This window comes from Vreelandella sp. L-25 (assembly GCF_056857535.1).
Genome location: NZ_JBSXNH010000060.1, coordinates 26,581 through 50,816, shown reverse-complemented (window position 1 = coordinate 50,816; position 24,236 = coordinate 26,581). Strand labels below are relative to the sequence as shown.

At 55.8% G+C, this 24,236-nt stretch carries 20 protein-coding genes, 1 tRNA gene and 1 pseudogene; 12 read left to right on the top strand and 10 right to left on the bottom strand.

Annotated features, from left to right (window positions below):
* Positions 1-17: 17 nt before the first annotated feature.
* The 6 genes from dctP to AC13CN_RS07650 all read right to left on the bottom strand — a co-directional run bounded on the left by dctP (position 18) and on the right by AC13CN_RS07650 (position 4,994).
* A complete protein-coding gene (gene dctP, locus AC13CN_RS07675) occupies positions 18-1,091 on the bottom strand; it encodes a TRAP transporter substrate-binding protein DctP (RefSeq protein ID WP_172515440.1) in 1,074 nt (357 codons plus the stop codon).
* Between the two features lie 109 nt (positions 1,092-1,200).
* Positions 1,201-2,142, bottom strand: coding sequence for a bifunctional Delta(1)-pyrroline-2-carboxylate/Delta(1)-piperideine-2-carboxylate reductase (gene lhpI, locus AC13CN_RS07670; RefSeq protein WP_089675748.1), 942 nt, complete (start codon positions 2,140-2,142; stop codon positions 1,201-1,203).
* A 1-nt stretch (position 2,143) separates the two neighbouring features.
* On the bottom strand, positions 2,144-2,500 hold the full coding sequence (locus AC13CN_RS07665) for a RidA family protein (protein ID WP_054641707.1): 357 nt from the start codon (positions 2,498-2,500) through the stop codon (positions 2,144-2,146).
* Between the two features lie 116 nt (positions 2,501-2,616).
* On the bottom strand, positions 2,617-3,384 hold the full coding sequence (locus AC13CN_RS07660) for a helix-turn-helix transcriptional regulator (RefSeq protein WP_054641706.1): 768 nt from the start codon (positions 3,382-3,384) through the stop codon (positions 2,617-2,619).
* A gap of 115 nt (positions 3,385-3,499) precedes the next feature.
* Positions 3,500-3,856, bottom strand: a complete 357-nt coding sequence (locus AC13CN_RS07655; RefSeq protein ID WP_054641705.1) for a RidA family protein — start codon at positions 3,854-3,856, stop codon at positions 3,500-3,502.
* 119 nt (positions 3,857-3,975) lie between these two features.
* Positions 3,976-4,994 (bottom strand): IS630 family transposase gene (locus tag AC13CN_RS07650; RefSeq protein ID WP_474790017.1). Its coding sequence is split into 2 segments (ribosomal slippage): positions 3,976-4,602 and positions 4,605-4,994, totalling 1,017 coding nucleotides; the frame shifts between segments, so codons are not numbered across the junction.
* 172 nt (positions 4,995-5,166) lie between these two features.
* Between AC13CN_RS07650 and AC13CN_RS07645 the strand changes: the two genes are divergently transcribed.
* The gene (locus AC13CN_RS07645; RefSeq protein WP_483053110.1) at positions 5,167-7,569 is read left to right on the top strand and encodes a sulfatase-like hydrolase/transferase; all 2,403 of its coding nucleotides are present in this window, start codon (positions 5,167-5,169) and stop codon (positions 7,567-7,569) included.
* A gap of 3 nt (positions 7,570-7,572) precedes the next feature.
* Here AC13CN_RS07645 and AC13CN_RS07640 read toward each other — a convergent pair whose 3' ends face one another.
* Positions 7,573-8,535 carry a glycosyltransferase family 2 protein gene (locus AC13CN_RS07640; protein ID WP_228219938.1) on the bottom strand — a complete coding sequence of 321 codons (963 nt, stop codon included), beginning with the start codon at positions 8,533-8,535 and terminating at the stop codon, positions 7,573-7,575.
* 152 nt (positions 8,536-8,687) lie between these two features.
* Here AC13CN_RS07640 and AC13CN_RS07635 point away from each other — a divergent pair, with 152 nt between their 5' ends.
* From AC13CN_RS07635 to rfbB, 5 genes are all read left to right on the top strand, one after another.
* Positions 8,688-10,448: a hypothetical protein gene (locus AC13CN_RS07635; protein WP_228219939.1), complete on the top strand. Its 1,761-nt coding sequence runs from the start codon at positions 8,688-8,690 to the stop codon at positions 10,446-10,448.
* On the top strand, positions 10,448-11,275 hold the full coding sequence (locus AC13CN_RS07630; RefSeq protein WP_074210353.1) for an ABC transporter permease: 828 nt from the start codon (positions 10,448-10,450) through the stop codon (positions 11,273-11,275). Before AC13CN_RS07635 ends, AC13CN_RS07630 begins: the two co-directional genes overlap by 1 nt.
* Positions 11,265-12,719 carry an ABC transporter ATP-binding protein gene (locus tag AC13CN_RS07625; RefSeq protein ID WP_074210354.1) on the top strand — a complete coding sequence of 485 codons (1,455 nt, stop codon included), beginning with the start codon at positions 11,265-11,267 and terminating at the stop codon, positions 12,717-12,719. Before AC13CN_RS07630 ends, AC13CN_RS07625 begins: the two co-directional genes overlap by 11 nt.
* A 7-nt stretch (positions 12,720-12,726) precedes the next feature.
* Positions 12,727-13,686, top strand: coding sequence for a class I SAM-dependent methyltransferase (locus AC13CN_RS07620; RefSeq protein WP_074211598.1), 960 nt, complete (start codon positions 12,727-12,729; stop codon positions 13,684-13,686).
* A 249-nt stretch (positions 13,687-13,935) separates the two neighbouring features.
* A complete protein-coding gene (gene rfbB / locus AC13CN_RS07615) occupies positions 13,936-14,994 on the top strand; it encodes a dTDP-glucose 4,6-dehydratase (protein WP_228219940.1) in 1,059 nt (352 codons plus the stop codon).
* Between the two features lie 31 nt (positions 14,995-15,025).
* Here rfbB and AC13CN_RS07610 read toward each other — a convergent pair whose 3' ends face one another.
* Positions 15,026-16,282, bottom strand: a complete 1,257-nt coding sequence (locus AC13CN_RS07610; protein ID WP_054641841.1) for a transposase — start codon at positions 16,280-16,282, stop codon at positions 15,026-15,028.
* A 120-nt stretch (positions 16,283-16,402) separates the two neighbouring features.
* Here AC13CN_RS07610 and AC13CN_RS07605 point away from each other — a divergent pair, with 120 nt between their 5' ends.
* Positions 16,403-17,839, top strand: a complete 1,437-nt coding sequence (locus tag AC13CN_RS07605; protein ID WP_483053108.1) for an IS4 family transposase — start codon at positions 16,403-16,405, stop codon at positions 17,837-17,839.
* A gap of 36 nt (positions 17,840-17,875) precedes the next feature.
* Here AC13CN_RS07605 and AC13CN_RS07600 read toward each other — a convergent pair.
* Positions 17,876-18,160 (bottom strand): annotated as a pseudogene (locus tag AC13CN_RS07600) (IS66 family transposase); the annotation flags it as partial.
* Between the two features lie 219 nt (positions 18,161-18,379).
* A tRNA-Leu gene (locus AC13CN_RS07595) sits at positions 18,380-18,466 on the bottom strand.
* 113 nt (positions 18,467-18,579) lie between these two features.
* Here AC13CN_RS07595 and queA point away from each other — a divergent pair.
* From queA to secF, 5 genes are all read left to right on the top strand, one after another.
* Entirely contained in the window at positions 18,580-19,611 is a 1,032-nt protein-coding gene (gene queA / locus AC13CN_RS07590) for a tRNA preQ1(34) S-adenosylmethionine ribosyltransferase-isomerase QueA (protein WP_044628913.1), read from the top strand.
* 54 nt (positions 19,612-19,665) lie between these two features.
* Positions 19,666-20,793: a tRNA guanosine(34) transglycosylase Tgt gene (gene tgt, locus AC13CN_RS07585; protein ID WP_083602330.1), complete on the top strand. Its 1,128-nt coding sequence runs from the start codon at positions 19,666-19,668 to the stop codon at positions 20,791-20,793.
* Between the two features lie 77 nt (positions 20,794-20,870).
* Positions 20,871-21,197: a preprotein translocase subunit YajC gene (gene yajC, locus AC13CN_RS07580; protein WP_044628915.1), complete on the top strand. Its 327-nt coding sequence runs from the start codon at positions 20,871-20,873 to the stop codon at positions 21,195-21,197.
* 136 nt (positions 21,198-21,333) lie between these two features.
* Entirely contained in the window at positions 21,334-23,187 is a 1,854-nt protein-coding gene (secD, locus tag AC13CN_RS07575; protein WP_483053107.1) for a protein translocase subunit SecD, read from the top strand.
* Positions 23,188-23,236: 49 nt separating this feature from the next.
* Positions 23,237-24,163: a protein translocase subunit SecF gene (gene secF / locus AC13CN_RS07570; RefSeq protein ID WP_062359889.1), complete on the top strand. Its 927-nt coding sequence runs from the start codon at positions 23,237-23,239 to the stop codon at positions 24,161-24,163.
* Positions 24,164-24,236: the final 73 nt, after the last annotated feature.

The following is a 24,236-nucleotide window of genomic DNA, read 5'->3' as shown; positions in this document are numbered from 1 at the left end:
CCCAGCGTTGATCACCGTTATTGTCCGTAAATCCGCAGGTCATCTTCGGCTAGCTGCTGGCCCACGCGTTCGACTTCATCTAGCAGGCCCTGCATGCGCGCCTCGTCCATCCCGAAGTCGTTGACGATCCACTCCTGCCAAGCGGGGCGGGCAATTTCAGCCATACGCTCACGTTCGGCATCGGGCATGAGATAACAGGATTCAAAGCGCTCGCAGGACTCGACCCAACTAGCGGTGGCTAACGCGCCCGACATGCCGTGGCTGAGCTGAATGGCCTCACGCGCCGAGCTAATCACCGCCTGCTGATGCGTTTCCGGCAGCGATTGGTACCAGGACTCGCTCACCACCCAAGGCGCGCTGTTGTACACATGCCCGGTGAGGGTGGTGTAGTCGGTCACTGCATCGAAATTGAAGGTGGTATTAAGGACCGGCGCGTTGAACTGACCATCGGCTAAGCCGGTTTCCAGCGCGGTGATCAGCTCGCCCCAGGGCAGCGGCGTCGCGGAGGCCCCTAACGAGCGCATGATGGCGACGTGGGCCGGGTTCTCTTCGGTGCGGATATTGAGCCCTTCTAGATCTTCCAGGGTTTCGATCAAACGGACGTTATTGGTAAAGGCTACGAAGCCGCCGCCGTCGTCGAAGGTGCCTAGATAGCGCATGCTCGCGGCATCCACGGAGCCCGACATAAAGTCGGCAAACCACTCACTATCAAAGAACGTCCACGCTTGCCGCCAGCTGGTAAATAGGAACGGTGCGGTCACCGCTTGGTAGTCGCCATAGAACGACGACATGGCCCCTGCGGACATGATGGTGGACTGCAACGTACGGCCGCCCTGCACTTCCGAGCCATTTTCTACTTCAGAGCCGAGCTGGCCGCCGCCGAAGATAGTGACTTCAAGATCCCCATCGGTACGGGCTTCGACGAGATTTTTAAAATGCACCAGCGCCGGATAGATTTCGTTATTGCTCATATCCTCCGGTAGCTGGGTGGCGATCACCATTTCATAGGATTGGGCTTGGGCTGTGGCGCTAGCCACTGCCAGCGGAAGTGCCGCGAGGGCAGTGAAGAGCAAAGAGCGATTAGCGTTCATAACACACCTCGTTTTGGTTATTAATGGTCTTCGTTATGACTGGCGTTGCAGTGCTACGGGCGTGGTGGCCTTTATTGTTGTTGTACGGCCAGACCTGTAGCGTGATTTATCAGTGATGTTTAGGCAGTGATTCCCATAGTTCAATCGCGGCTGCGAGATCCTCCAGGGAGGCCCCTACCGATTTAAACAGCGTGATAGCGTCTTTATCCGAGCGCCCAGGTTTAGCACCGGTTAACACCTCAGCAAGCTCCGCTTGGATGTGCTCAAACTGGAACTCACCCTCATCAATCGCTTGCAGAATATCTCCTGCCTCACCTTTTGCACCGGCGTAGGTATCCACAAATACTTGTGAGCGACGCAAGCAAAGCGCATCGGTTTCTCGCATTTGCGGCCGAAACGCGCCAATTAAATCGACGTGAGTTCCGGGGGTTAGCCACTCCCCTTTGATGATGGGTTGGGTGGAGAGCGTCACGCAACTGACAATATCTGCCTCCGCCACGGCGGCGGGTAATGCTTCTACTACTTGGGTATCAAAACGGCTTGCGTACTCCTCAGCAATCTCCGTTGCCTTGCTGGGGTTACGTCCCCAGATCAGCACGCGCTTGATCGGCCGCACGCTGGCGTGGGCTTCGATCACCATAGGGGCCAGCTTGCCTGTGCCCACGACCAACAGCGTTTCGGCGTCTTCATTGGCTAACGCTTGGGCGGCCAGCGCAGAGGCAGCGGCGGTACGGCGGCGGGTTAATTCACTGCCATCGATACAGGCCAGCGGCTGGCCGTGCTTGCCTTCACTGAGCAGGTAAAGCCCGGAAATAGCGGGAATACCGTGCTCGGCGTTTTGCGGAAACACGTTGACCATTTTCACACCAATATAGCCAGCGGCTTCCCAGGCGGGCATCAGCAGCATGGTGGCTTCACCATCTGGCCGGTACATGGCGTGATGGTGGCGAGGAGGCGACTCCACCCCGTTCACAAAGGTGTGCCGTAAGCGGTCAATGACTCCCTGCCAAGTTAAGTATTGCGCGACTTCCGCTGCCGAGACGACCTGCATATCAAGCCTCCAGCAGCGCAGCGATGACCATGATTTCCACCTTCCACTCAGGCTTGGCCAGCTTGGCTTCCACGGCGGCGCGCACCGGCGGGCGGCCAGGCACTACCCAGGCATCCCAAGCTTGGTTCATTTGATCGAACTCCGCCATGCTGGTGACCCACACTTGAGCAGAAATTAGGTGCTCTTTGGATGTCCCCGCTTGCACCAGCAGTTGGTCGATACGTGCAAGCACTTGCTCGGTTTGCCCACGCATATCGGCGGTGGTATCCGTTGGCACTTGGCCTGCGAGGTATACCGTGCCGTTATGAATCGCCACTTGGCTCATGCGAGTATTGCTGTCTTGATAGGTCACGCCCATGGGGTCTCTCCAAGGAAGGTGGGGATCCTCTTGAGACTACGACGATGCAAAAGGGTGTGCTTGCCCGAAACTCTGGCAAATTTGCCCGCAAGTCAGGCAGGCAGCGTGTTCAGGCGTTATCTGTCAGAAGAGGGGGAAATCTCAAAGTAACGACGATAGGCGCGGGAGAAGCTGCCTTGGTCGCGAAAGCCCACCAGCATGGCAATGTGGCCAAGACTCAGCGCGCTATGGCGAACCATCGTGCGCGCATGATCTAACCGCCTGCGCTGTACATAGGCCAGCGGCGTCACCCCGGTTAATTCACGAAAGCAGCTATAAAAGTGCCCAGGGCTTAATGCACACAGGGCCGCTAGCTGCTCAACGCGCACTTCATCCGCCAAATGTTGGTCTAGCCAGGCATCCAACCGCTCTAGATCAAGCCGCTCACTGATACAGCGCACCCCGAGCTGGTCGGCCGTCTGTTTTGGCGCGTCTTGCAGGTACATATAGAGCGCCCGCAGTAGCAACACAGCGATCTCATTTTGCAGTGCTGGGCATTGGTCAAGCTGATGCGCAAGCGCATGGGTGAGCTGATTTAAAGCAGGTGGAACGGTAAAGAAACGCGGCTTATCGAATAAGCGCTCAATCTCACTACCCTTTTCCAAGGTGGCTAAGTGCTGCACAGGGATATCCAGCACCAGCGTTCGATTGCTGCCATCGCCTTGATACTCGTGATGGCGCGACGAAGGGATCAAACAGCCACGGCGAGCGGTGACCCGCCCCCCTTGGCCTTCCATGGCAAGCTCGGTAACGCCACACGTCGCCAGGATTAGCTGGTGGAAATCGTGGGAGTGCGCCACCTGCTCTGGGGCCAAATTGCGGCTATGCAGCTCAAACTGGGCCATAAACTTACCACTGGGTTGGTTCTCAACAAGAGCCTTTACTATACGGCGATGCCCTATTGAAAAGCGAGGGTGCGTTAACGTTTCATTAACGCACCCCGCAACAGCCAGTAACCGCTTAGGCGTCAGGCAGTGCGGCAATCACCATAATTTCCACTTTCCACTCAGGCTTGGCCAGCTTGGCTTCCAGAGCGGCGCGCACTGGCGGGCGACCCGGCACCACCCAGGCTTCCCACACTTCGTTCATTTCCGCGAACTCGGCCATGTCGGTCACCCACACCTGAGCAGAAATCAGGTGCTCTTTAGAGGTACCTGCCTGCGCCAGCAGCTCATCAATACGCGCCAACACCTGCTCGGTTTGGCCACGCATACCCACCGTGGCATCGGCTGGCACTTGGCCCGCAAGGTAAACCGTTCCGTTATGAACAGCCACTTGGCTCATACGTGCATTGCTTTCGTGATAGGTCACGCCCATGGGGTTGTCTCCGTTAAAGTTACGTTTTATATGACATTGATGGCACGGCACCATTTTTACCACGAGATATGTTTAACGGATATCTCTAAACAACAGGCATAAAAAAAGGGCCTAAGTGCCTATTCAAAATTAATCGCGCACTCAGTGCCATAGCCATCGAGTAGCCGGTGCACCTCATCACAGAGGTTATCAAACGAAAGATACGCACTCAGCGGCAGCCATGCATACTTCATCTGCCGCCACAGAATCTCAATCAGATTCAGCTCCGGCGAGTAAGCCGATAAGTAGACCAGATGAACACGATGCGACATCCACTCGAGTATTTTCCGCCTGAAGGCCTTGGAGCGATGCATGCTGGCATTGTCGAGCACCACCACGGCGAAGGTGTCGGGGTCTTTCTGGGCTACAAAATGGTCAAACGCGTCGATGACCGTATCGGTGGTCACGGACTCGGTGGCAGTGTGATAGATCAGCTTCCCTGCTCGGCTGAGAAATCCCAGTACGTTCAGCCTTCGGCTATGTGAGTAGGCGGGCACTTCGCAGGGTTTACCAATGGGGCTCCACGCGTATGGCACCGACGATGATTGTGAAAAGCCTGATTCATCAAAGTAATAGAGCTCATGTTCGCCCTGGTCTTCCCGCTGGTGAAGCGCCTTGAGGAGGCCCTGAGTGTTGCGAAAATCAGTTTCGTCACGGCGTGCCTTCAATGAATGCCGAATACGCTTGAAGCTGAGCCTATTTTTTTTTTAAGCGCCCTGCGGAGCGTCACCATGCTGACCTTTTTCCCCGTCTCCTCCTGAAAGCGGGCGTGCAAGGAGCGGAGCTGATGGGGCTGTTCTGCGACCAGCTCCTGCAGTCGCTGATGGTCATTGTCATCCAAGGCAGGCGTTCGACCACTGCGCGGCTTATCGATTAGACCATCAAGGCCCGACGCTTCCCATTGCTTGAGCCATCGTGATACGGCATCGCGACGAACCTGCAGTATCTCGCTGATTTGATTGATGGTATGGCCTTGATGGCTTAACAGGATGGCATGAGCACGACGACGTAAGGCGCGCTTCTCACCATCTTGATAAGCAGAGGTCAGCGTCTGCTGTTCAGAGTCAGAAAGTGGAGCAATAAAGCGCCTTCTTGCCATGGTTCCATCCGTGCCCGAGATCCTTGCATCGATAATACACGAAAATATTAGATTAAGCACTTAGCTCTCATCTTTGGTGGCTTTGTTAAGTCACCTGGATGGGTTTTTTTAATTAATATTCAATGATTATTTGTTGAGTTTAACGTTTAAGGTGGCTGCTATTAATCAATATATGTTAGTCCTCTCGCTAGTGTTGAGTGCGTTGGCAATTATGGTAAATGGCCGATATGCTAACAGCAAAATTCCCGTAGCAGGCTCTTTAAGCATATTTTTGCTGGTTGTCTTATTGTGCGCTTTTTATGCGGTTGCCGACTACTTTACGGGCAACGGTATCGATGAATCTGTCTTGTATCATTTACAGGTTGGTGTAGAAGGCGCTGGCGTTGCAGCCTACAAGTGGCTTGTGGTGGTGGTAACGGTAGTGCTGGCGGTTGTGCTAATCGTAGCTTTCATTGCATTTACCAAAATTACTCGGCGCAAGCGACAGCATAGCCTCCCAGCCCTCGTGCTGGCTGCTGCACTACTCAGCAGCTCAGTGGCAGTCAACCCCGCATCCCACAACTTATATTCCCTATGGCAAATAATAGCGCAAGGGCAGCGTCAAATAACGTTGCCTGAATCACACTGGCAGCCTGTAAGCAAAACGCCAGAAGCACCGCTGAACGTGGTTGTGCTTTACCTAGAGAGCTTAGAGCGCACATATTTAAACAACGATGCGTTTCCAGACCTTACACCTAACCTGAACCACTGGGAGAGTAAGGGCACCTACTTTACTGATATTCAACAAGTCACCGGGTCGGGTTGGACTATCGGAGGTATGGTGGCCAGCCAATGTGGTATACCCCTAATGACACCAGGGCATGGTAATGCCATGTCAGGAATGCCCGACTTTCTACCGTTGGCTGACTGTCTAGGCGATTACTTGAACGACCAAGGGTATCGTCTAGATTTCATTGGCGGAGCTGATCTCGACTTTGCCGGGAAGGGTAAGTTTTATCAAACCCACGGGTTTACTAACGTACACGGCGTGAAAGAACTCACCACGCAGCTAAACCAACCCCCCATGTCGGATTGGGGAATATACGATGATGTCCTACTTGAGCATTTTCGTCAGCGCCTAGCATCAATGGCGAACCAGCAAACACCCTATGGCCTATTTGGCCTAACGCTGGATACACACCACCCTGCAGGCCATATTCCTCCCGCCTGTGAAAACATCGAATATGCGGATGGTGAAGACCCAATGCTCAATGCCGTCCACTGTGCTGACCGCCTAGTCGGGCAGTTTATTGACGCCTTCATGGAAAGCCCCGCCGCACAAGACACCGTGCTGGTGGTGATGTCGGACCACCTAGCCATGCGTAATACGGTGTGGGAGCGTCTTGAAACACAAGAGCGCCGTAACTTATTGATGATGTTCTCACCTCACTTACCGCCTGGGGAAGTAAACAAACCAGGCTCTACATTGGATGTAGCCCCCACGCTGCTGACGGCCATGGGGTATGAAACAGAAGGGTGGGGGTTTGGCCGTAACCTGCTCAATGACACCCCAACACTGCGAGAGAGTGAAGCCAATATCAATGACTTCCTGAACCTACAGCGAGGAGCCCTTGCTTCGCTATGGCGCTTCCCACAGTTAGATAGTGGCATTCGATTTAATGCCACGTCATCCACAATGCAAATGGAAGGGCAGCCATATCCCGTGCCAGCGTTACTGCGGCTGGATGAGGATGCCAATGTCGAAAGCTTTACTCCGTCCTCACCGGAACAGAGTGGCCTACTTGAGCAAATAGCAGCGCTGGCTCCTGATGAAAATTTCGTATGGAGTGACCAGTGTCGCCATATCGATGGCCTTTTTGAAACAGACTTCTCGACTAGCGGCACAGATAGCTCGCTTTGCCTAGCGGTTGGACAGCTCGAAGGCGACGTGTATATACAGCCGCTAGATAGCGATGACATTCACTTAACCCAGCGTAATATTGTTGACCACCTAGACCAAAGCAAAGCTGATACGCTCCCTTCTCAGCTCCAACAACGAGCACTTAGGCTAGCGAACTTTAATGCCTCTGGGGGTTGGTATGAAAAGCACGTTGCATGGTCTGACTGGGATAGCTTAGAAACTATCACTATCCGTTCAGCAGGGTTTGGGGCAGGGCAAACACATATCAACCAAAGCCCAAATAGCCAGGAAATGACGGCCGAAGTGCTTCCACAATTCCACCGAGGGGTCACCTTGGTAGGTGTCAACCCACAGCGTGAGCCAACGCTAATCAATCATGTGGATACATGCCAAGCATCCACGCCTGACACGGGCTTCGCCGAGCAAATCGCATCGTTACAGGAGGTATATTCGGCATTCGCGGTGATTGTGCACGACACCGCCTTTTGCCAAAGTCGCGACGCGTTTGCCGCGTTACTCAAGGACACACCGCTTTTAGAATGGCAACAACTGGCTTTTCGCGAGCCTTATATCGGGCTTATTACAGCAGATGGTCAGACACACGAAATGAAAGGCAGAGCCTCTGGCGCTGCCAGTATGACGCTCCGCCGTTCAGAGAGAAGAGTGAACCAGTAGCAGTCACAGAGACCAATAGCTAGCATGCATTGAGAGCCGCCGCTTGAGCCAAACAGGTAGGCGGCGCTCCATTCGCCCTAACCGGTAACCCATGTATTTCACAAGTGTCCGCAAGGCCGCCTCGGGTAACGAGAAGGGGGCATGTCGCCAAAGGTAGCGTATTTCCGAATTCACAAAGCGCCAACCTTCACCTTCAGGTTTGCCCAAACTCCTCAATAACAATGGCTCGCGGGAGTGTAGCACACCAATATCAAAATAGCGTTTGGCTTCCTCCAGCAGCGTATAATTATGGGAATGATACACACAAGCGTCAGACTGATAAGCCAGTGCCCAACCCGCTTTTAATAGCCGCGCACCGGCAATCATATCCTCACTTAAAATAGTGCCATGAGGAAATCCGCCCGCCTCAATCAATGCCTGCCGACGGTAAGCCGCAAAAGAGTTGGACAAAAACGCGGTCTTAATACCAAGCGAAGGGATATCCCCAGCATCCACTAAACGTGAAACAGGGGGGTAATTAAACAGCCGAGCGTGAGCGGCAATAGGAGTGGCATCACCATGGGGAAGCTGACGGCCAAAAGCGGCACCCACCTGCGGGTTTTCAAACGCCTTCACTAAGGTGGCCAAAGCCTGATGATCCGCAGGAACGGCATCTTGGGTGAGAAAAACCACCACATCGCTCGTGGCCAAATGCCTAAGCGCCATATCACGGGTAGCACCATGATTGAATGACTGCCTAGGGATCACCAAAGTATCGGCCCCCACTTGCCTAGCAAGCGACACCGTATCGTCTTCTGAAGAAGAGTCCACCACAAGAAGCGTAGCCTCTGGCAAGCTAGCGGTAACAATGCCAAGCCACCTAGCGAAATCCGCGCCTGGGTTCAGTGTAGGAACGCAAACCGCTACAGAAGGACTAAATACAGATAATGACGGCAAAATGAACCCCTGTAGGCAGCGAAAAAGCACCTAAAGCTCTAATTTTAGCATGTTGGGATAAAGGGTGTCTTATGGCATTATACCCACCCGCTGGTGACGCTGCCCGCCCAAGCGCTCAACCGCCGTTTTGCTAATGGCAACCCGTTTGAGATGGCCTAAGAGCAGGCTACACGAAGGTACCAATGGAAAAAAAGCACTCTTCTGAAAACTCCGTCGAAGGAACGACAATCGTTAATAAACGCACGCATAAACTTAGGCGAAAAGCGTATACACTACTGGCGTTGCTGAAAAATGGTGACTGGCAGGGCATTGCCGAGCGCCTAACGCGCTATGCCACGCGGTTAGGGCTTGGCAAACGGGCGCGCCGCCAACGGCAAATAGATGCCTGCGAGCCTGGTATAGATATTATCTGCACCCCCCATACCCGCTTTGTAGCGCTGCGCATGCGTTTGTCATTAGAAATGCTAGGCATTGGCCCCGTGCGTATTTTTGATGCCCAGCCTGCGCGTTACGCCCCAAAATTGCACATTGTCATCTGCCCGCAAATGGTAGCGCAGCTTCCAGCTAACTACATTGCCATGCAAATGGAGCAGTCGGTCAGTTCACGCTGGTTTGATCAAGCCTATATCGACCGGCTGGAAAATTCGGTTGCCATCATGGACTACTCACTGCACAACATTGCCTATCTGCAGGACAGTGCAGGGTTGTCCCATCGGCAAATTTTTTATACACCTGTCTCTAATTTACCCCGTGATTACCTATACCCTGTTGGCCAGGCCAAGCAGGATGACGACCCCACCAGCACCGGTACTGAACCTACTTACGATATCGCCTTTTACGGCGATGCTAATACGCCAAGGCGCCAGGCATTCCTAAGCGCACTGGAACAGCACTACTCAGTGTTACGTATCAGTGAAGTATTCGGCGAAGCGCTCTACGCCCAGCTAGCACGTGCGCGAGTAATCGTTAATATTCATTACTACGAAGGCGCACTGCTTGAAACCACCCGGCTGTATGAATGCCTCTCCCTTGGCCATAGTATCGTCTCAGAAAGCAGCGTCGATATTCACGAACACGCACTGCTCAAGCCATACATTACCTTCACACCGATCGGCGATATTGACGCCATGGTAGCAGCGGTGGGAGAACGTCTAAACCAAACACACACGCCCCCCGAGCTACCCGACGACATTGCCCACTTCCACTTCTACTTTGCGCGATTGCTGGTCGCCAACAACCTACTGGACGCCCAAGCGCTAGACGCCATACCCTCGCCGCTGCGCGCCTCGCAACTCGCCGAAGGGGTTGGGTTGTCGTTGCCAGAAACCCACCAGCGCCGCTTGGCGTTTCAAGCAAGCTACCCTGGTTACCCCGTTTTTCCTGGTTTGCGCCACCATCAAGGATGGCGTGGGTGTGCACTTAGCTACCGATATTTAGCGCGACAGGCGAGCGCCTGCGGGGTTAAGTCAATGGAAATACGTGAAGACGACGCCGGACTAGAAGGTGATGCCTCTGAGCGTTGGCAAAAAGCCACCCAGCTATTTGACGCACGGCCAGATCTCGACGTGCTGTGCGGGCTGGTAGCCGACGTGGCAGAAGACGTTAATGTACTGGAAACCCTAGAGCACGATGGCGAACGCTATATCGTGGTCAACCGTATGACCAGCATGGTGTGCAACCGCTATGGCACCAGAGCCATCCAAGCACTGGCTGAATGGCCGTTTGACGACACCAATGTAGAGCGCAACACCATTGACCGCTACCTGGAAGGCCTGAGCTTGAACGTACTCGTACCGCTTCCCTTTATAGCCCAGCACCGTGCAGAAAGCCGCTCCACGCTATGGCAGTTTCAAAACACAACCTACGACCCCATGATTGAAGCAAGCGAGCAGCGCCTCATTGCACTGAGCCGCCAAGCGCTAGAAAGCCGTGAGGGCCAGTGATGTCAATTCATAAACCAGCAGTGTCGCCGCTAGCCATCGGGCGAGATATCTACCAGCATCGCTACCTGCTAAAAACCATGATTTGGCGAGAAATAAACGGACGTTACCGCAGTTCGCTGCTAGGCGTACTATGGTCGTTCATTACTCCCTTATTAATGCTCGCCATTTACACGTTCGTGTTTACAGTTGTGTTTCAAGCCCGATGGAACATCGAAGCAGAGCACGGGCAAGCCACGTTTGCCCTGGTACTGTTTGTTGGCCTGATTATTCACGGGCTAATTGCCGAAGTACTCGGCCGAAGCCCAGGGCTAATGTACGAACACGGCAACTACGTCAAGCGGGTTGTGTTCCCCCTGCAAGTGCTACCGCTAGTACCGTGCTGCTCCGCACTGTTTCACTTTTTTATCAGCGTTGGCATGCTGCTACTGGTTATCCTACTACTAGGCCACCCGGTGCACGCCACGCTATTATGGCTACCGGTAGTGATTGCGCCGCTGATGCCCATGCTAGCGGGACTGGCGTGGCTACTGTCTGCGCTGGGCGTTTATGTGCGTGATATTAGCCATGTTTCTGGACTGATAGTGACCGTATTGCTATTCGTATCACCCATTTTTTTCCCAGCCGACGCGCTTGGCGAAACGTTCCAGCGCTTCATGTACCTCAACCCACTCACCGTGATCATTGAACAAGCACGAGGCGTACTGCTTTGGGGGCAAACGCCAGATGCCCTCGCGCTGATTGGCTACAGCGTTGTCTCGTGCAGTGTTGCCTGGCTAGGCTACATGGTATTCCAAAAAGCGCGGGGAGGCTTTGCCGATGTGCTCTGACCAAGTGACCAGCCATACCGCCCCGCAAACCGCCAGCAAGGGCAACATTGCCATTCGGGTAAACGGCGTTACCAAGCGTTACCGCCTATACCCCTCCACCAAGGCACGCCTGAAAGAGTGGTTATGGCGGCCGCTTAAGCGGCGGCTAGGCCGCCCGGCCCCTCCGTATTACCGCTCTTTTACAGCGCTGGATGAAATCAACTTCGAGCTGCCCAAAGGCCACACCATGGGGGTGATTGGCCGCAATGGCTCAGGCAAATCCACCCTGCTACAGCTCATCTGTGGCACGCTGGAGCCCAGCGCTGGCAACATAGAAGTCAATGGCCGCATTGCCGCGCTGCTAGAACTAGGCGCTGGCTTTAACCCCGAATTTACCGGCCGCGAAAACATCTACATTTACGCCGCTGTCATGGGGCTAAGCCGCGAGCAGGCAAGCAAGCGTTTCGATGACATCGTCGCCTTTGCCGATATTGGGGATTTTATCGAACAGCCGGTCAAATCTTACTCTAGCGGTATGCTCGTGCGCCTAGCTTTTGCCGTGATAGCCCACGTTGACGCCGATATCCTCATCATTGATGAAGCGTTAGCCGTCGGCGACGCCTTTTTTGTGCAAAAGTGCATGCGCTTTTTGCGCCGCTTCATGCAAACCGGCACCGTCTTGTTCGTTAGCCACGACAGCGCCGCCGTTACCAACCTCTGCGACCGCGCCATCTGGCTGGAGCAAGGGAAGCTACGCATGCAAGGCAGTGCCAAAGAGCTAACCGAACACTATCTCGCCGCACGCTATGCCACGGCCGAAAAAGCAGAAGCAGAAGAGAGCACCATGCCTGAACAACAGGCACCTAACAGGGCACCCAAACTGCCCAACATGCCCTCTAAACTAGACTATTACGACCCGCGTCAGGCACTCATCAACGCCAGCCCATTGCGTAACGAGCTAGAAATCTTTGCCTTCGATGAAACCCAGGAAAGCTTCGGGCAGGGCGGTGGCAGTATTACCCAAGCCATACTGCGCGATGCACAGGGCAGGGCGCTCAGGTGGGTGATTGGCGGTGAGCCGGTATCGCTGCGCGTAGACGGGGTAGCACACCGCGCCATGCAAGGGCCCATTGTCGGCTTTCTGCTCAAAGACCGGCTAGGGCAAACCCTCTTTGGCGACAACACCTTTCTCACCTGCCAAGACCTAACCCTAAAGGCCGGGCAAGCGTTTGTGGCCGAGTTCAACTTTGTTATGCCCACGCTACCCCGAGGGCAGTACAGCATCGCCCTAGCACTTGCCGAAGGCACCCAGCAAGATCATGTCCAACACCAATGGATACACGATGCGCTGCTGATTGAATCGCACTCCAGCTCAGAGTCCACCGGCTTGGTGGGTATTCCCATGCACCACATTGCACTGCAAGGCGTGGATGAGAACGCCGATGCAGGCCCCATTCAAAAATGAGAACGCCATGACCGCCCAGCAAATTGCCATTGAACCAGCACTTTTGTTTGAACCAGAGCGCATTGTCTGGCCAGCCAACTGGGCAGGCCATGTCCCCTTTGCCGCCTGGCTCATCGCCCACCAAAAACCGGCCACGCTAGTAGAGTTAGGCACGCATAACGGGTTCTCCTACAGTGCGTTTTGCCAAGCGGTGCAAGAAGCGCAGCTGGCCACGCGCTGCTACGCTATCGACACATGGGAAGGTGACGACCACTCAGGCTACTACGGCGAACACATCTACCAGGATATAAAAGCCTGGCACGACGCCCGCTTCACCGCCTTCTCACAACTACGGCGCACCACCTTTGACCAAGCCGTGGCCGAATTTGCCGACGGCAGCATAGACCTACTGCACATCGACGGCCTGCACACCTACGAAGCGGTAAAACACGACTTCGACACCTGGCGAGCCAAGCTCTCCTCCCGCGCCATTGTGTTATTTCATGATACCGATGTTCGCCAGGGCGATTTTGGCGTCTGGCGCTTCTGGGAAGAGCTGACCCCACACTACCCGCATCTGCACTTTACCCACTGTAACGGCCTCGGTGTGCTGCTTGTTGGCGCCGAACAGCCCGCCGCACTTACCGCGTTGCACGCCCAGTTCCAGCAAGACCCCAGCAGCTTACAGCGGCTGTTTGCCCAACTAGGCGAACGCATTGAACTACGCGCCTACAGCCGCGAACTAGAGCGCCAACGCGATGAAGCCGTAGCGTTAAAAGGCGCACTAGAACACCAACTCCAACAGCTGCAGCAACAGCAACAGCAGCAACAACAAGAGCAACAGGAAGCCTTAGCCCACGCTTCTCAGCAAGCCGAAAGGCAGCAGCAAAAAATTGATACTCAAAACTCCCAAATCAACGCACTGCTGCAATCAAAAAGCTGGCGCTTAACTTCACCGCTACGTCAGTTGGCAAAATGGATGCGTTAAATGATGTACGCGTAGTGCCCTGCCCTGTTAGGGCCGGATATAGTAAGAGCCCTCGCCCAATTTGATAGTGGTGGCATACGATGCACTGTTGTCCGCTTTGGCTATCTCTTTTTCGCTCTGCACACAGCAACTTTGCACTGTGACGCTATCACAGCATGAATTTGACGACTGGCAAGCACATTGGCACCGCATAGGTAAGACTTTCGTACCTTTGGTTAATAAATCTTTGATAGTAAGCGGTGGTTTAAAATGACTATTTTAGTAACGGGTGGCGCAGGTTTTATCGGCTCAGCGGTGGTGCGTCACTTGATTGAAAATACGCCGCATGCGGTGGTCAACGTAGATGCGCTCACCTATGCCGGTAACCTGGAGTCGCTGGCCGCGGTGGAGGGCAACGAGCGCTATGCGTTTGAGCACGCGGATATTGGCGATGCTGCCCGTATGGCGGCTATTTTTGAGCGCTACCAGCCGGATGCGGTGATGCACCTGGCGGCGGAGTCCCATGTAGACCGCTCTATTGATGGCCCGGCGGCGTTTGTTCAAACCAATATCGTGGGTACTTATACGCTGTTAGAAGCGGCCCGCCAGTATTGGAAGGGCTTGCAGGCCACAGCCCCTGAAAAGGCGGCGGCGTTCCGCTTCCATCATGTGTCTACCGATGAGGTGTACGGCGATTTAGAAGGGCCTGAAGACCTGTTCACCGAGGAAACCCCTTACGCGCCCAGCTCGCCTTATTCGGCCAGTAAAGCAAGTTCTGACCATTTGGTGCGGGCTTGGCACCGTACCTATGGGCTGCCGGTGTTGGTAACCAACTGCTCGAATAACTATGGGCCTTATCACTTCCCTGAAAAGCTCATCCCGCTGATGATTTTGAACGCCCTGGCGGGTAAGCCGTTGCCGGTATATGGCGATGGCCAGCAGGTGCGCGATTGGCTATATGTAGAAGACCACGCCCGTGCGTTGGTCAAGGTCATCACCGAAGGCGTGGTAGGCGAAACCTATAATATCGGCGGGCATAACGAGAAGGCGAATCTTGAAGTAGTGGAAACGCTGTGCGACCTGCTGCAGGACCTGGTGCCTGCCGAGCGTTCCTACCGTGAGTTGATTACCTTTGTGCAAGACCGCCCAGGCCACGACCTGCGCTACGCCATTGATGCCAGCAAGATTGAGCGTGAACTTGGCTGGACGCCAGAAGAAACCTTTGAAACCGGGTTGCGTAAAACCGTGCAGTGGTATTTGGAAAACCGGCAGTGGTGGCAGCGGGTTCAGGATGGCAGCTACCAAGGGGAACGTTTAGGTAGCTTATAGCTCTGCTAGGGTCTCCCCATTTTCCGGCGTGTCATCGGCATAGTCCTCCCGAGGAGGTGAACAAGTCTGGTATTCGTGCCTCGGCGTCTGGCGCTCTTCTCCAGAGGGGGTAGAAAACACTTCGGCCTTGAGCAAACAGCCGTTGCCAGCCTCGCTGCAGGCTATAGAACGGGAATATCAGCCGGTGGTGTCGCTTCTGACGTTGCGCGTGCCGCACCAACTCCGGCGCTCGGTCCTGATAGGCCGCAAGCAGTGCCCAGGCCAGGCTGGCCAGCGCCACCAAGTTCTGCAGCGTCGTGAAACGGCGTGCCTGGACACCCTCCAGGTCGAACCCCTGCTTGGTGAACCGGTACCCCTCCTCGCAGGCCCAGCGATCCAGGTAAGCCTGAATCATCCGCTCGCCTTGGCGGCGACCACGCACCGGGCGCGTCGTCACCAGCACCAGGCGCTCCGACTTCTCATGATCGACAACGATCATCCACAGCGGCGTCTCCGGATGCTCCCGCAGTGTGACCTTGGTGATGCCGAACCGCACCGGGATATGCTGCCCACGGCGCAAATGGCCGCGGTGCTTCAGTGGCAGATCTCGGGCAATCTGCTGCGACGTCTTGGCGGTATCTCGCCACTGCCAGAAGCGCTGATTGGCGGCCCGGACCAGCACATGACGCTCGGCGCGCAGCCAGGCATCCCACAGCCGCCCTCGATCGCCGCCACGATCGATGACCCACAGTGGCCGGCCCTCCACATGGCGCTGCACGGTATCCATCACGCTCAGGATATCGGTGTTTTCACTGCGGTAGCCGCCGCGAGCCGGCGATAGCAGCCGCGTGAGCAGTGGCCAGGTGGTGCCCCGCCTCAGGTCGCGTGCCACCACGCTGATCAGCGGATAACCACCGACGATCTCGCCGGTATCACCGTCGCGAACGCGGGTTCGGTATTCACTGGCCGGGGCGCCATCCCGGTTCAGGTCGCCCGGATCGATGGCCAGCACCATGTCATCGGTGATGTAAGGCGTGATCCGCTGGAGCTGCAGTTGCTCCGCGGCCCAAGCAAGCTCGCTGTGCCGGGACAGCATGCGCGACAACCGCTTCTGCGTGTGGTGCAGCCGACAGGGTTCCTTCAAGGCGCGGGCGATCTCGGCCTGGCGCAAACTACCGCTGGCCAGGATGCCAAAGAGCGTTTCTGCCGCCAGCTTCACGACGGGTCGAGCGAGGTGATCCGACAGGTCGTCACACCAGCCGATCAGGCGAGCTTTCCATTTGGCGCGGTCTTTGGCATCTTGAAGCATCGGGGTTTTCCTTTTGGTTCATGGTGTTAGGGGTAACAACATGATACCGGCGGGAAAGCCCCCGATCTCGTTGATAGCACTGAAATTTTCAACGCTATTCAGGCAGTTACAGCACCACCTGTGGAAAAGTGGGGAGACGCTAGGGGACAACACTGGGTGAACGAGGAAATGACTGGCTGCGACTTGGGGGACGCGCGACTGAATCAAAGGTTGGCTGTCATGCTGGAAGCACTCGGTGATCGGCCAGACAAATCACTACCCACCGCCTTTCAGGACTGGGCCAATACCAAGGCCGCCTATCGCTTCTTCGCGAATGAGAATGTCAGCGAGGACAAGATTTTGGAGGGACATTTTGCCGCCTCAGCTTTGCGCATCCAAGCCACCGATGGCCCTATATTGATCCTGCAGGATACAACCGAGTTTTCTTTCAAGCGTTCGTCACCTGAGAAGATTGGTTTCATTAATGAATCAACCGGGCGCAAGATGAAGGAGGGACGGCACCTTAAACATACCGTCTGCGGGCTGTTAATGCACGCTAGTCTGGCTATCACAACGGAAGGGTTGCCCTTGGGTCTAACAGCTGCCAAATTCTGGACGCGGAACAAATTCAAAGGCACAGAAGCTCTCAAGCGCAAGGTTAATCCGACCCGCGTACCCATCGAGCAGAAAGAAAGCATGCGTTGGCTTGACAACCTGCAGCGTTCTACTGAGCTTGCAGGTTCGCCTGAACGGTGCGTGCATATCGGTGATCGCGAGAGTGACATTTTTGAACTCTTTTGTCTGGCTCAAGATCTTGGCACTCACTTTTTGATCCGCAGTTGCGTTGATCGTCTCGCCGGGGAGGGAGACACTACGATTTCTCAAGTGATGGCCAAGACTCAGGTCAGTGGAACACACGATATTCACTTTCGTGACAAGCGAGGCAATCAACAGGAGGCGACCCTATCGGTCAAGTATGCAACGATGACAGTTTGTCCACCGATTGGGAAACAGAAAAAGTACCCAAAACAGAAGCTTGGTATTATTTTTGCGGAAGAGAAAAACCCACCCGAAGGGCGTTCCCCTATCATCTGGAAGTTGGTCACTAACCTTCCCGTTGCTACTCACGCCGACGCAGTGCAAAAGCTTGTTTGGTATTCACGGCGTTGGAATATCGAGACATTCTTCAAGACGCTGAAAACGGGTTGCCGCATTGAGGATATACGTCTCGCTACAGCAGATCGACTTGCCAACTGCATTGCGCTCTGCTGTGTCGTGTCCTGGCGAATATCATGGTTGACTATACTGCAGCGCCAATCTTCAACGACCTCTCCTGCAGCTGTTTTTACTGATATTGAAAGAACGCTTCTCGACCGATCAATGCCATCAAACAGACAAGGCACACGACGCGATATAGCTTTTTATATGACCGCTGTCGCTCGCCTGGGTGGTTATCTGGATCGCTCAAGTGATCCTCTCCCAGGAACCACCGTTCTATGGCGAGGCTTCATTCGCTTAGCAGATCTTGTTGCTGGATTCCAAGCTGCCAATCCAGATGCATCATCGACTTGTGGGTAATTGCAAGTCCACCAACCCCACCTGTTGCGGCCTGAGTTAGACCGGTAGAGTGTCTTTCCAGCACCAGGGCAGCAGCGTGCCGAGGTCGTCATCCTCGCCGAGAGTTGGCAGGGCCTCGAACACGAACTGCAGGTACTCGTAGGGTGAGAGGCCGTTGGCCTTGGCCGTCTCGATCAGGCTGTAGATTGCCGCGCTGGCCTGGGCACCGCTCGGTGTGTGGCTGAACAGCCAGTTCTTGCGGCCGACGACGAAGGGGCGAATGGCGTTCTCGGCCGGGTTGTTGTCCAGCGGGATCAACCCGTCATCGAGCACAAGCAGGAGAGAGTATGACGCGGGTTAGGGATCTGCTGGGGCACTCTAGCTTGCTAGTAACGAGTCGATACAGCCACATTTTCGACTCAGGGCTGGATGATGTAGGAAAACGATTGCCACAACTCAGCGCGGCGTTCTGCGACCAAACTACGACCAGACACTGAACTAAAGCCGACAAGAGCCAAATTTCAGGCAAAAAAAAGGGGCCTAAGCCCCTGATTCTAAAGATGGTGCCGGTGGCCAGACTCGAACTGGCACACCCGTAAAGGCGGCGGATTTTGAATCCGCTGCGTCTACCAATTCCGCCACACCGGCAATGGAGGCGAATTATACGCAGATCGCCCGTCAAGTCAATCACATCGCTGACTTTATCGACCTAAAGCGCTATCCTAGGCGGCTTGTTTGACCACTGAAAAGAGCTTATTCACATGCAGCGTGCGGACTTCCATTTCGAGCTACCCGATGAGCTAATTGCCCGCTATCCGTCCGAGCAGCGCAGTGATTGCCGCTTACTGTGTGTGGATGGTCAAAGCGGCGCGCTGGCTCATCGCCGCTTTCCTGACCTGCTGGACCTACTTGAGCCGGGCGACCTGCTGGTGTTTAACGATACCCGCGTGATTCCCGCCCGCCTGCATGGCCATAAGGCCAGCGGCGGCAAGGTAGAAATGCTGCTGGAGCGCCCGCTGGATAGCCACCGGGGGCTGGCGCATATCCGCTCAAGCAAGTCGCCCAAGCCGGGCACTGAGCTGATTTTCGAAGGCGACATCCACGCCGTGGTCGAAGGCCGCCGCGACGCCCTATTCGAGCTGCGCTTTTTAGGCGACACGCCAATGATCGCGCTGCTGGAAAAGCACGGCCATATGCCGCTGCCGCCCTATATCACCCGGGAAGACGAGCTGAGCGACCGCGAGCGCTACCAAACCGTCTACGCCCGCCGCGATGGTGCCGTTGCGGCACCTACCGCTGGCCTTCACTTCGACCAGCCGCTGCTGGACGCCCTGGCCGAAAAAGGCATCAACAGTGCTTTCGTGACGCTGCACGTTGGTGCGGGCACCTTCCAGCCGGTGCGGGTGGACAACATCCTCGAACACCACATGCACAGCGAGTGGATCGAGGTGACCGACGCGACCTGCCAACAGATTCGCGAGACGCAAGCCGCCGGTAAACGCGTGATCGCCGTGGGAACGACGAGCGTTCGCTGCCTGGAGAGCGCTTGCATGAAAAGTAGCGATGGCCAGATAGCGCCGTTCAGTGGCGATACCGACATCTTCATCTACCCCGGCTATGAATGGCGCTGTGTGGATGCGCTAATCACTAACTTCCACCTGCCCGAATCCACCCTATTGATGCTGGTATCGGCGTTCGCGGGCTATGAGCACATCATGCAGGCCTACCGTACGGCAGTAGAAGAGCGCTACGCCTTCTTTAGCTATGGCGACGCCATGCTGCTGACCCGCTAACCGCCGCGCTTACCGATTGATTAACGAGTTATTGTGATGCGAAACGAATGCTTTATGCGCTTCGAGCGCCTAGCCGAAGACGGCCGCGCGCGCCGTGGCCGCCTGCACTTTCCCCGAGGCACGGTGGAAACCCCCGCGTTCATGCCGGTCGGCACCTACGGTACGGTCAAGGGCATGACGCCCGAGTCGGTCAAAGAGATCGGCGCGGAAATCATCCTGGGCAATACGTTCCACCTCTGGCTGCGCCCCGGCACGGATGTCATTGAAGCCCACGGCGACCTGCACGACTTCGCCCAGTGGGATAAACCGATCCTGACCGACTCCGGCGGCTTCCAGGTGTTCTCGCTGGGTGAAATGCGCAAAATCACCGAACAGGGCGTGCATTTCCGCTCGCCGGTGGATGGCAGCAAAGTGTTCATGGGGCCGGAAGAGTCCATGGCGGTTCAGCGCTCGCTGGGCTCTGACGTGGTGATGATCTTTGACGAGTGCACGCCCTACCCGGCCACGTTCGAAGAAGCCGAAAAATCCATGGAGCTGTCGCTACGCTGGGCCAAGCGCTCTCGCGATGCCCATGGCGATTCGCCTTCCGCACTGTTCGGCATTATCCAGGGCGGCATGCACCCTGAGCTGCGTGAGCGCTCGCTCAAGGGGCTACTTGAGATTGGTTTCGACGGTCTCGCCATCGGTGGCCTCTCGGTGGGCGAACCCAAAGAGGAGATGATCAAAGTCCTCGATTACCTGCCCACCTGGATGCCGGACGACACCCCGCGCTACCTGATGGGTGTGGGCAAGCCGGAAGACCTCGTTGAGGGCGTACGCCGCGGTGTGGATATGTTTGACTGCGTGATGCCCACGCGCAACGCTCGCAACGGCCACCTGTTCACGTCAGATGGCACTGTTAAAATCCGTAACGCCAAGCACCGTTTTGACACACGCCCGCTGGATGAAGAGTGTGATTGCCATACCTGCCAGAATTTCTCTCGTGGCTATCTGCACCACCTTGATCGCTGCAATGAAATGCTCGGTTCCATGCTCAATACCATCCATAACTTACGCTACTACCAGCGTGTGATGGCTGATTTGCGCGCGGCAATCGAAGCGGGTACATTGACGACCTTTGTGGAAAGCTTCTACGCAAGGCGCGGCCTCCCGGTGCCTCCCCTTGCAGAATCTGACACCTAAACAATAAAAGCCACTGGCTGAGGCGAGTGGCTTAATCCGTTCACCCATTGAGTGTTCTAACCCAGGAGTTCCCTGCAATGCTGGATTTCTTCATCTCACCAGCCCATGCCCAAGAAGCCGCTGCTGGCGGTGGCATCGCGCAAATTGTCATGCTGGTCGGCTTCGTACTGATTTTCTACTTCCTGCTGTGGCGCCCGCAAGCCAAGCGCGCCAAGCAGCACAAACAGCTGGTCTCCGGCCTCGCCAAGGGCGATGAAGTCGTGATCGGCGGCGGTTTGGTTGGCCGCGTGACCAAAGTCAGCGACGAGTTCCTGACCCTGGAAGTCTCTGAAGGTACCGAAGTCAACGTGCAGAAAAACGCCGTGGCTGCCGTACTGCCTAAAGGCACCATTAAGTCCATCTAACGCTTGCACTCCCCCCCCTGCCGACCCAGTGCCAGCCACCCCGGCAGGGGTGACATGGTAGCGTCGATGGTGAACGTTGCTGTGCCCAGCCTGTCTGTGCACAGCGATTCCGTTTGTAATTGAAGGCAGGGCTTGCATGCTCAACCGTTACCCCCTGTGGAAGTATCTGCTGATACTGGTCGTCCTGGTGGCTGGCCTTATCTACTCGCTTCCCAATCTATTCCCCGCAGATCCCGCTATTCAGGTTAGCGATGCCCAAGGCAACGCCCTGGATGAACGGCAAATTACCCGCGTTGAAGAAGCGCTCAGCGAGCGCGATATCGCCGTCAAAGCCGTTGAAGAGAACAATGGTCAATGGCTGATTCGTCTGCAAAGCGACGATGACCAGCTCGACGCGCGGGATATTGCCGCCGAAGTGCTTGGCCCCAACGCGACCGTGGCGCTCAACCTTGCCGATGCGACACCTGGCTGGCTGCAAGCTTTTTCTGCTTCCCCGATGACGCTGGGCCTTGATTTACGCGGTGGCGTTCACTTCCTACTGGAAGTGGATATGGACGCCGCGCTGGCCCAGCGCCTTGAGGTGAACGCCAGCGCCATCCGCGAACTGCTGCGCAGCGAGCGTATTCGCTACCGCAACACCACCATCGACGACCGCTCGCTGTCGATCGACTTCGCCAGCAGCGAAGACCGCGACGCCGCCCGCCGTTTGATCAGTCGCGACTTCCCCAACTTCGAATACACCAGCGAAGGGGATGGCCGTACCTCTAGGCTAGTGATGACGCTAAGCGACATGGCGGTAAACGAGATTCAGGACTACGCCATCAACCAGAACTTGACCACGCTGCGTAACCGCGTGAACGAGCTGGGCGTCGCCGAGCCCATGGTACAGCGCCAAGGCCCGAGCCAAATCGTGGTCGAGCTACCCGGCGTACAGGACACCGTGGCCGCCAAGCGGATCGTCGGTGCGACGGCCAACCTCGAATTTCGTCTCGAGGCGCGCCACGATACACCGGATGCCGAAACCGAACGCTTCGAGTTTCGTAACGACCCGGCCCGCTCAGCGGAGCTGATGCGCGATGTGATCATTACTGGTGACAGCGTTTCCAGCGCCAGCAACAGCTTCGACGAAAACGGTCGCCCTCAGGTCAACATCAACCTGGACGGCACCGGCGGTACGCTGATGAACCGCGCCACGCGCACCAACATTGGCCGCAACATGGCGGTGCTGTTCATCGAGCATAAGAGCGAAGACCGCATCGAAGTCGATCCGGAAACGGGCGAAGAGACCATTGTTCGCGAACCGTATACCGAGCGCGGCCTGATCAGCTTGGCGACCATTCAAAGTGCACTGGGCAACAGCTTCCGCATCACCGGCCTTGATTCCCCCACTGAAGCCGCCGAGCTTGCCCTGCTACTGCGTTCCGGTTCGCTAGCAGCGCCGATTTACTTCGTACAAGAACGCACCATTGGACCAAGCCTAGGCGCTGAAAACATCGAGCGCGGCTTGCTATCGGTGCAGATCGGCCTGCTACTAGTCGTGCTGTTTATGCTGGTGCGCTACAAGGTATTCGGTGTTTTTGCCAACATCGCCCTGGCGCTCAACCTCACGCTGCTAGTCGCCGTGATGTCGATGCTGGGCGCTACGCTCACGCTACCCGGTATTGCCGGTATCGTGTTGACGCTGGGCATGGCGGTGGACGCCAACGTGCTTATCTTTGAGCGGATACGCGAAGAACTGCGCAACGGCATGTCGATTCAGCAAGCTATTTACGCGGGTTATGAACGGGCGTTCACCTCGATTGTGGATGCCAACATCACCACGCTGCTGGTGGCGGTGATTCTGTTCTCGATTGGCACCGGCCCGGTAAAAGGCTTTGCCGTTACGCTCTCTATCGGCATTTTGACGTCAATGTTCACTGCGCTGCTGGTGACGCGCGCCATGGTCAACCTGACCTATGGTGGCAAGCCCGTCAAAAAGCTGTGGATCTAATTTTAATGGGATCTCAACACGCGCTCAGCACAGAATTTAAGAGGTGGTAATGAAACCCCTATCACAACTGCGCATCGACTTTATGGGACGGCGCAACCTTGCGTTTATCGTCTCGGCCGTGATGCTGATTGTCTCTATTGGCGCCATTTTGTTTCAGCAGCTCAACCTGGGCCTGGACTTTACCGGCGGCACCCTGGTGGAAGTGCGCTACGGCGTGGCACCTTCACTGGATGCCATTCGCCAACTGCTGGAAGACAGCGGTTTCCAAGATGTCTCGGTACAAACCTTTGGCGCTTCAACAGAAGTATTGATTCGCCTGCAGCAAGCGTTTGATGGCGACGTGGGTAACGAGGTTGTCAATCTGCTGCGTGCCAATGGCGATAGTGTCAACTTAGTGCGCGCCGAGTTCGTGGGCGCCCAGGTCGGCGACCAGCTGCGTGACCAGAGCGGCTTAGGCCTGCTCGTCGCGCTGGGCGTGGTGATGCTTTACGTAGCTTTCCGCTTCCAGTACAAGTTCGCCCTTGGTGCCCTGCTTGCCCTGCTGCACGACGTGATCATCGTGGTAGGCGTGTTCGCGCTGTTCCAGCTCGACTTCGACCTAACGGTGCTGGCAGCCATTCTGGCGGTCATCGGCTACTCGCTGAACGACACCATCGTGGTCTATGACCGCATCCGCGAGACGATCCGCACCTCGCGTATCGACGATATGCCGCAGATTTTCAACGAGGCGATTAACGCTACGTTGTCGCGCACATTAGCCACCTCAGGCACAACCGTGCTGGTACTGCTAGCGCTGCTGCTGCTCGGTGGCGATATGATCGAGAACTTCGCCATCGCCCTACTGGTGGGTATCGTGGTGGGTACGTTCTCATCTATCTATATCTCCGGCGCCCTGCTGATTCCGCTAAAACTCTCTCGGGAAGACCTGATTCCCACCAAGAAAGAAGTGGATGAAGAGGAGGAAGAGCTGCCGTAAGCACGCAAAAGCAGCCAACGAAAAGGCCCTACCGGGATTACCCGGCAGGGCCTTTTTACTACCATTTTAGTGA

What these genes read in the sequence shown, in the direction of transcription:
- AC13CN_RS07620 (WP_074211598.1), top strand. Translation starts at nt 12,727, where the DNA reads ATGACCGCCCAGCAAATTGCCATTGAACCAGCACTTTTGTTTGAACCA.
- dctP (WP_172515440.1), bottom strand. Translation starts at nt 1,091, where the DNA reads ATGAACGCTAATCGCTCTTTGCTCTTCACTGCCCTCGCGGCACTTCCG.
- AC13CN_RS07630 (WP_074210353.1), top strand. Translation starts at nt 10,448, where the DNA reads ATGTCAATTCATAAACCAGCAGTGTCGCCGCTAGCCATCGGGCGAGAT.
- lhpI (WP_089675748.1), bottom strand. Translation starts at nt 2,142, where the DNA reads ATGCAGGTCGTCTCGGCAGCGGAAGTCGCGCAATACTTAACTTGGCAG.
- AC13CN_RS07660 (WP_054641706.1), bottom strand. Translation starts at nt 3,384, where the DNA reads ATGGCCCAGTTTGAGCTGCATAGCCGCAATTTGGCCCCAGAGCAGGTG.
- AC13CN_RS07635 (WP_228219939.1), top strand. Translation starts at nt 8,688, where the DNA reads ATGGAAAAAAAGCACTCTTCTGAAAACTCCGTCGAAGGAACGACAATC.
- queA (WP_044628913.1), top strand. Translation starts at nt 18,580, where the DNA reads ATGCAGCGTGCGGACTTCCATTTCGAGCTACCCGATGAGCTAATTGCC.
- AC13CN_RS07625 (WP_074210354.1), top strand. Translation starts at nt 11,265, where the DNA reads ATGTGCTCTGACCAAGTGACCAGCCATACCGCCCCGCAAACCGCCAGC.
- AC13CN_RS07610 (WP_054641841.1), bottom strand. Translation starts at nt 16,282, where the DNA reads ATGCTTCAAGATGCCAAAGACCGCGCCAAATGGAAAGCTCGCCTGATC.
- secF (WP_062359889.1), top strand. Translation starts at nt 23,237, where the DNA reads ATGAAACCCCTATCACAACTGCGCATCGACTTTATGGGACGGCGCAAC.
- AC13CN_RS07665 (WP_054641707.1), bottom strand. Translation starts at nt 2,500, where the DNA reads ATGGGCGTGACCTATCAAGACAGCAATACTCGCATGAGCCAAGTGGCG.
- yajC (WP_044628915.1), top strand. Translation starts at nt 20,871, where the DNA reads ATGCTGGATTTCTTCATCTCACCAGCCCATGCCCAAGAAGCCGCTGCT.
- AC13CN_RS07645 (WP_483053110.1), top strand. Translation starts at nt 5,167, where the DNA reads ATGTTAGTCCTCTCGCTAGTGTTGAGTGCGTTGGCAATTATGGTAAAT.
- rfbB (WP_228219940.1), top strand. Translation starts at nt 13,936, where the DNA reads ATGACTATTTTAGTAACGGGTGGCGCAGGTTTTATCGGCTCAGCGGTG.
- tgt (WP_083602330.1), top strand. Translation starts at nt 19,666, where the DNA reads ATGCGCTTCGAGCGCCTAGCCGAAGACGGCCGCGCGCGCCGTGGCCGC.
- secD (WP_483053107.1), top strand. Translation starts at nt 21,334, where the DNA reads ATGCTCAACCGTTACCCCCTGTGGAAGTATCTGCTGATACTGGTCGTC.
- AC13CN_RS07655 (WP_054641705.1), bottom strand. Translation starts at nt 3,856, where the DNA reads ATGGGCGTGACCTATCACGAAAGCAATGCACGTATGAGCCAAGTGGCT.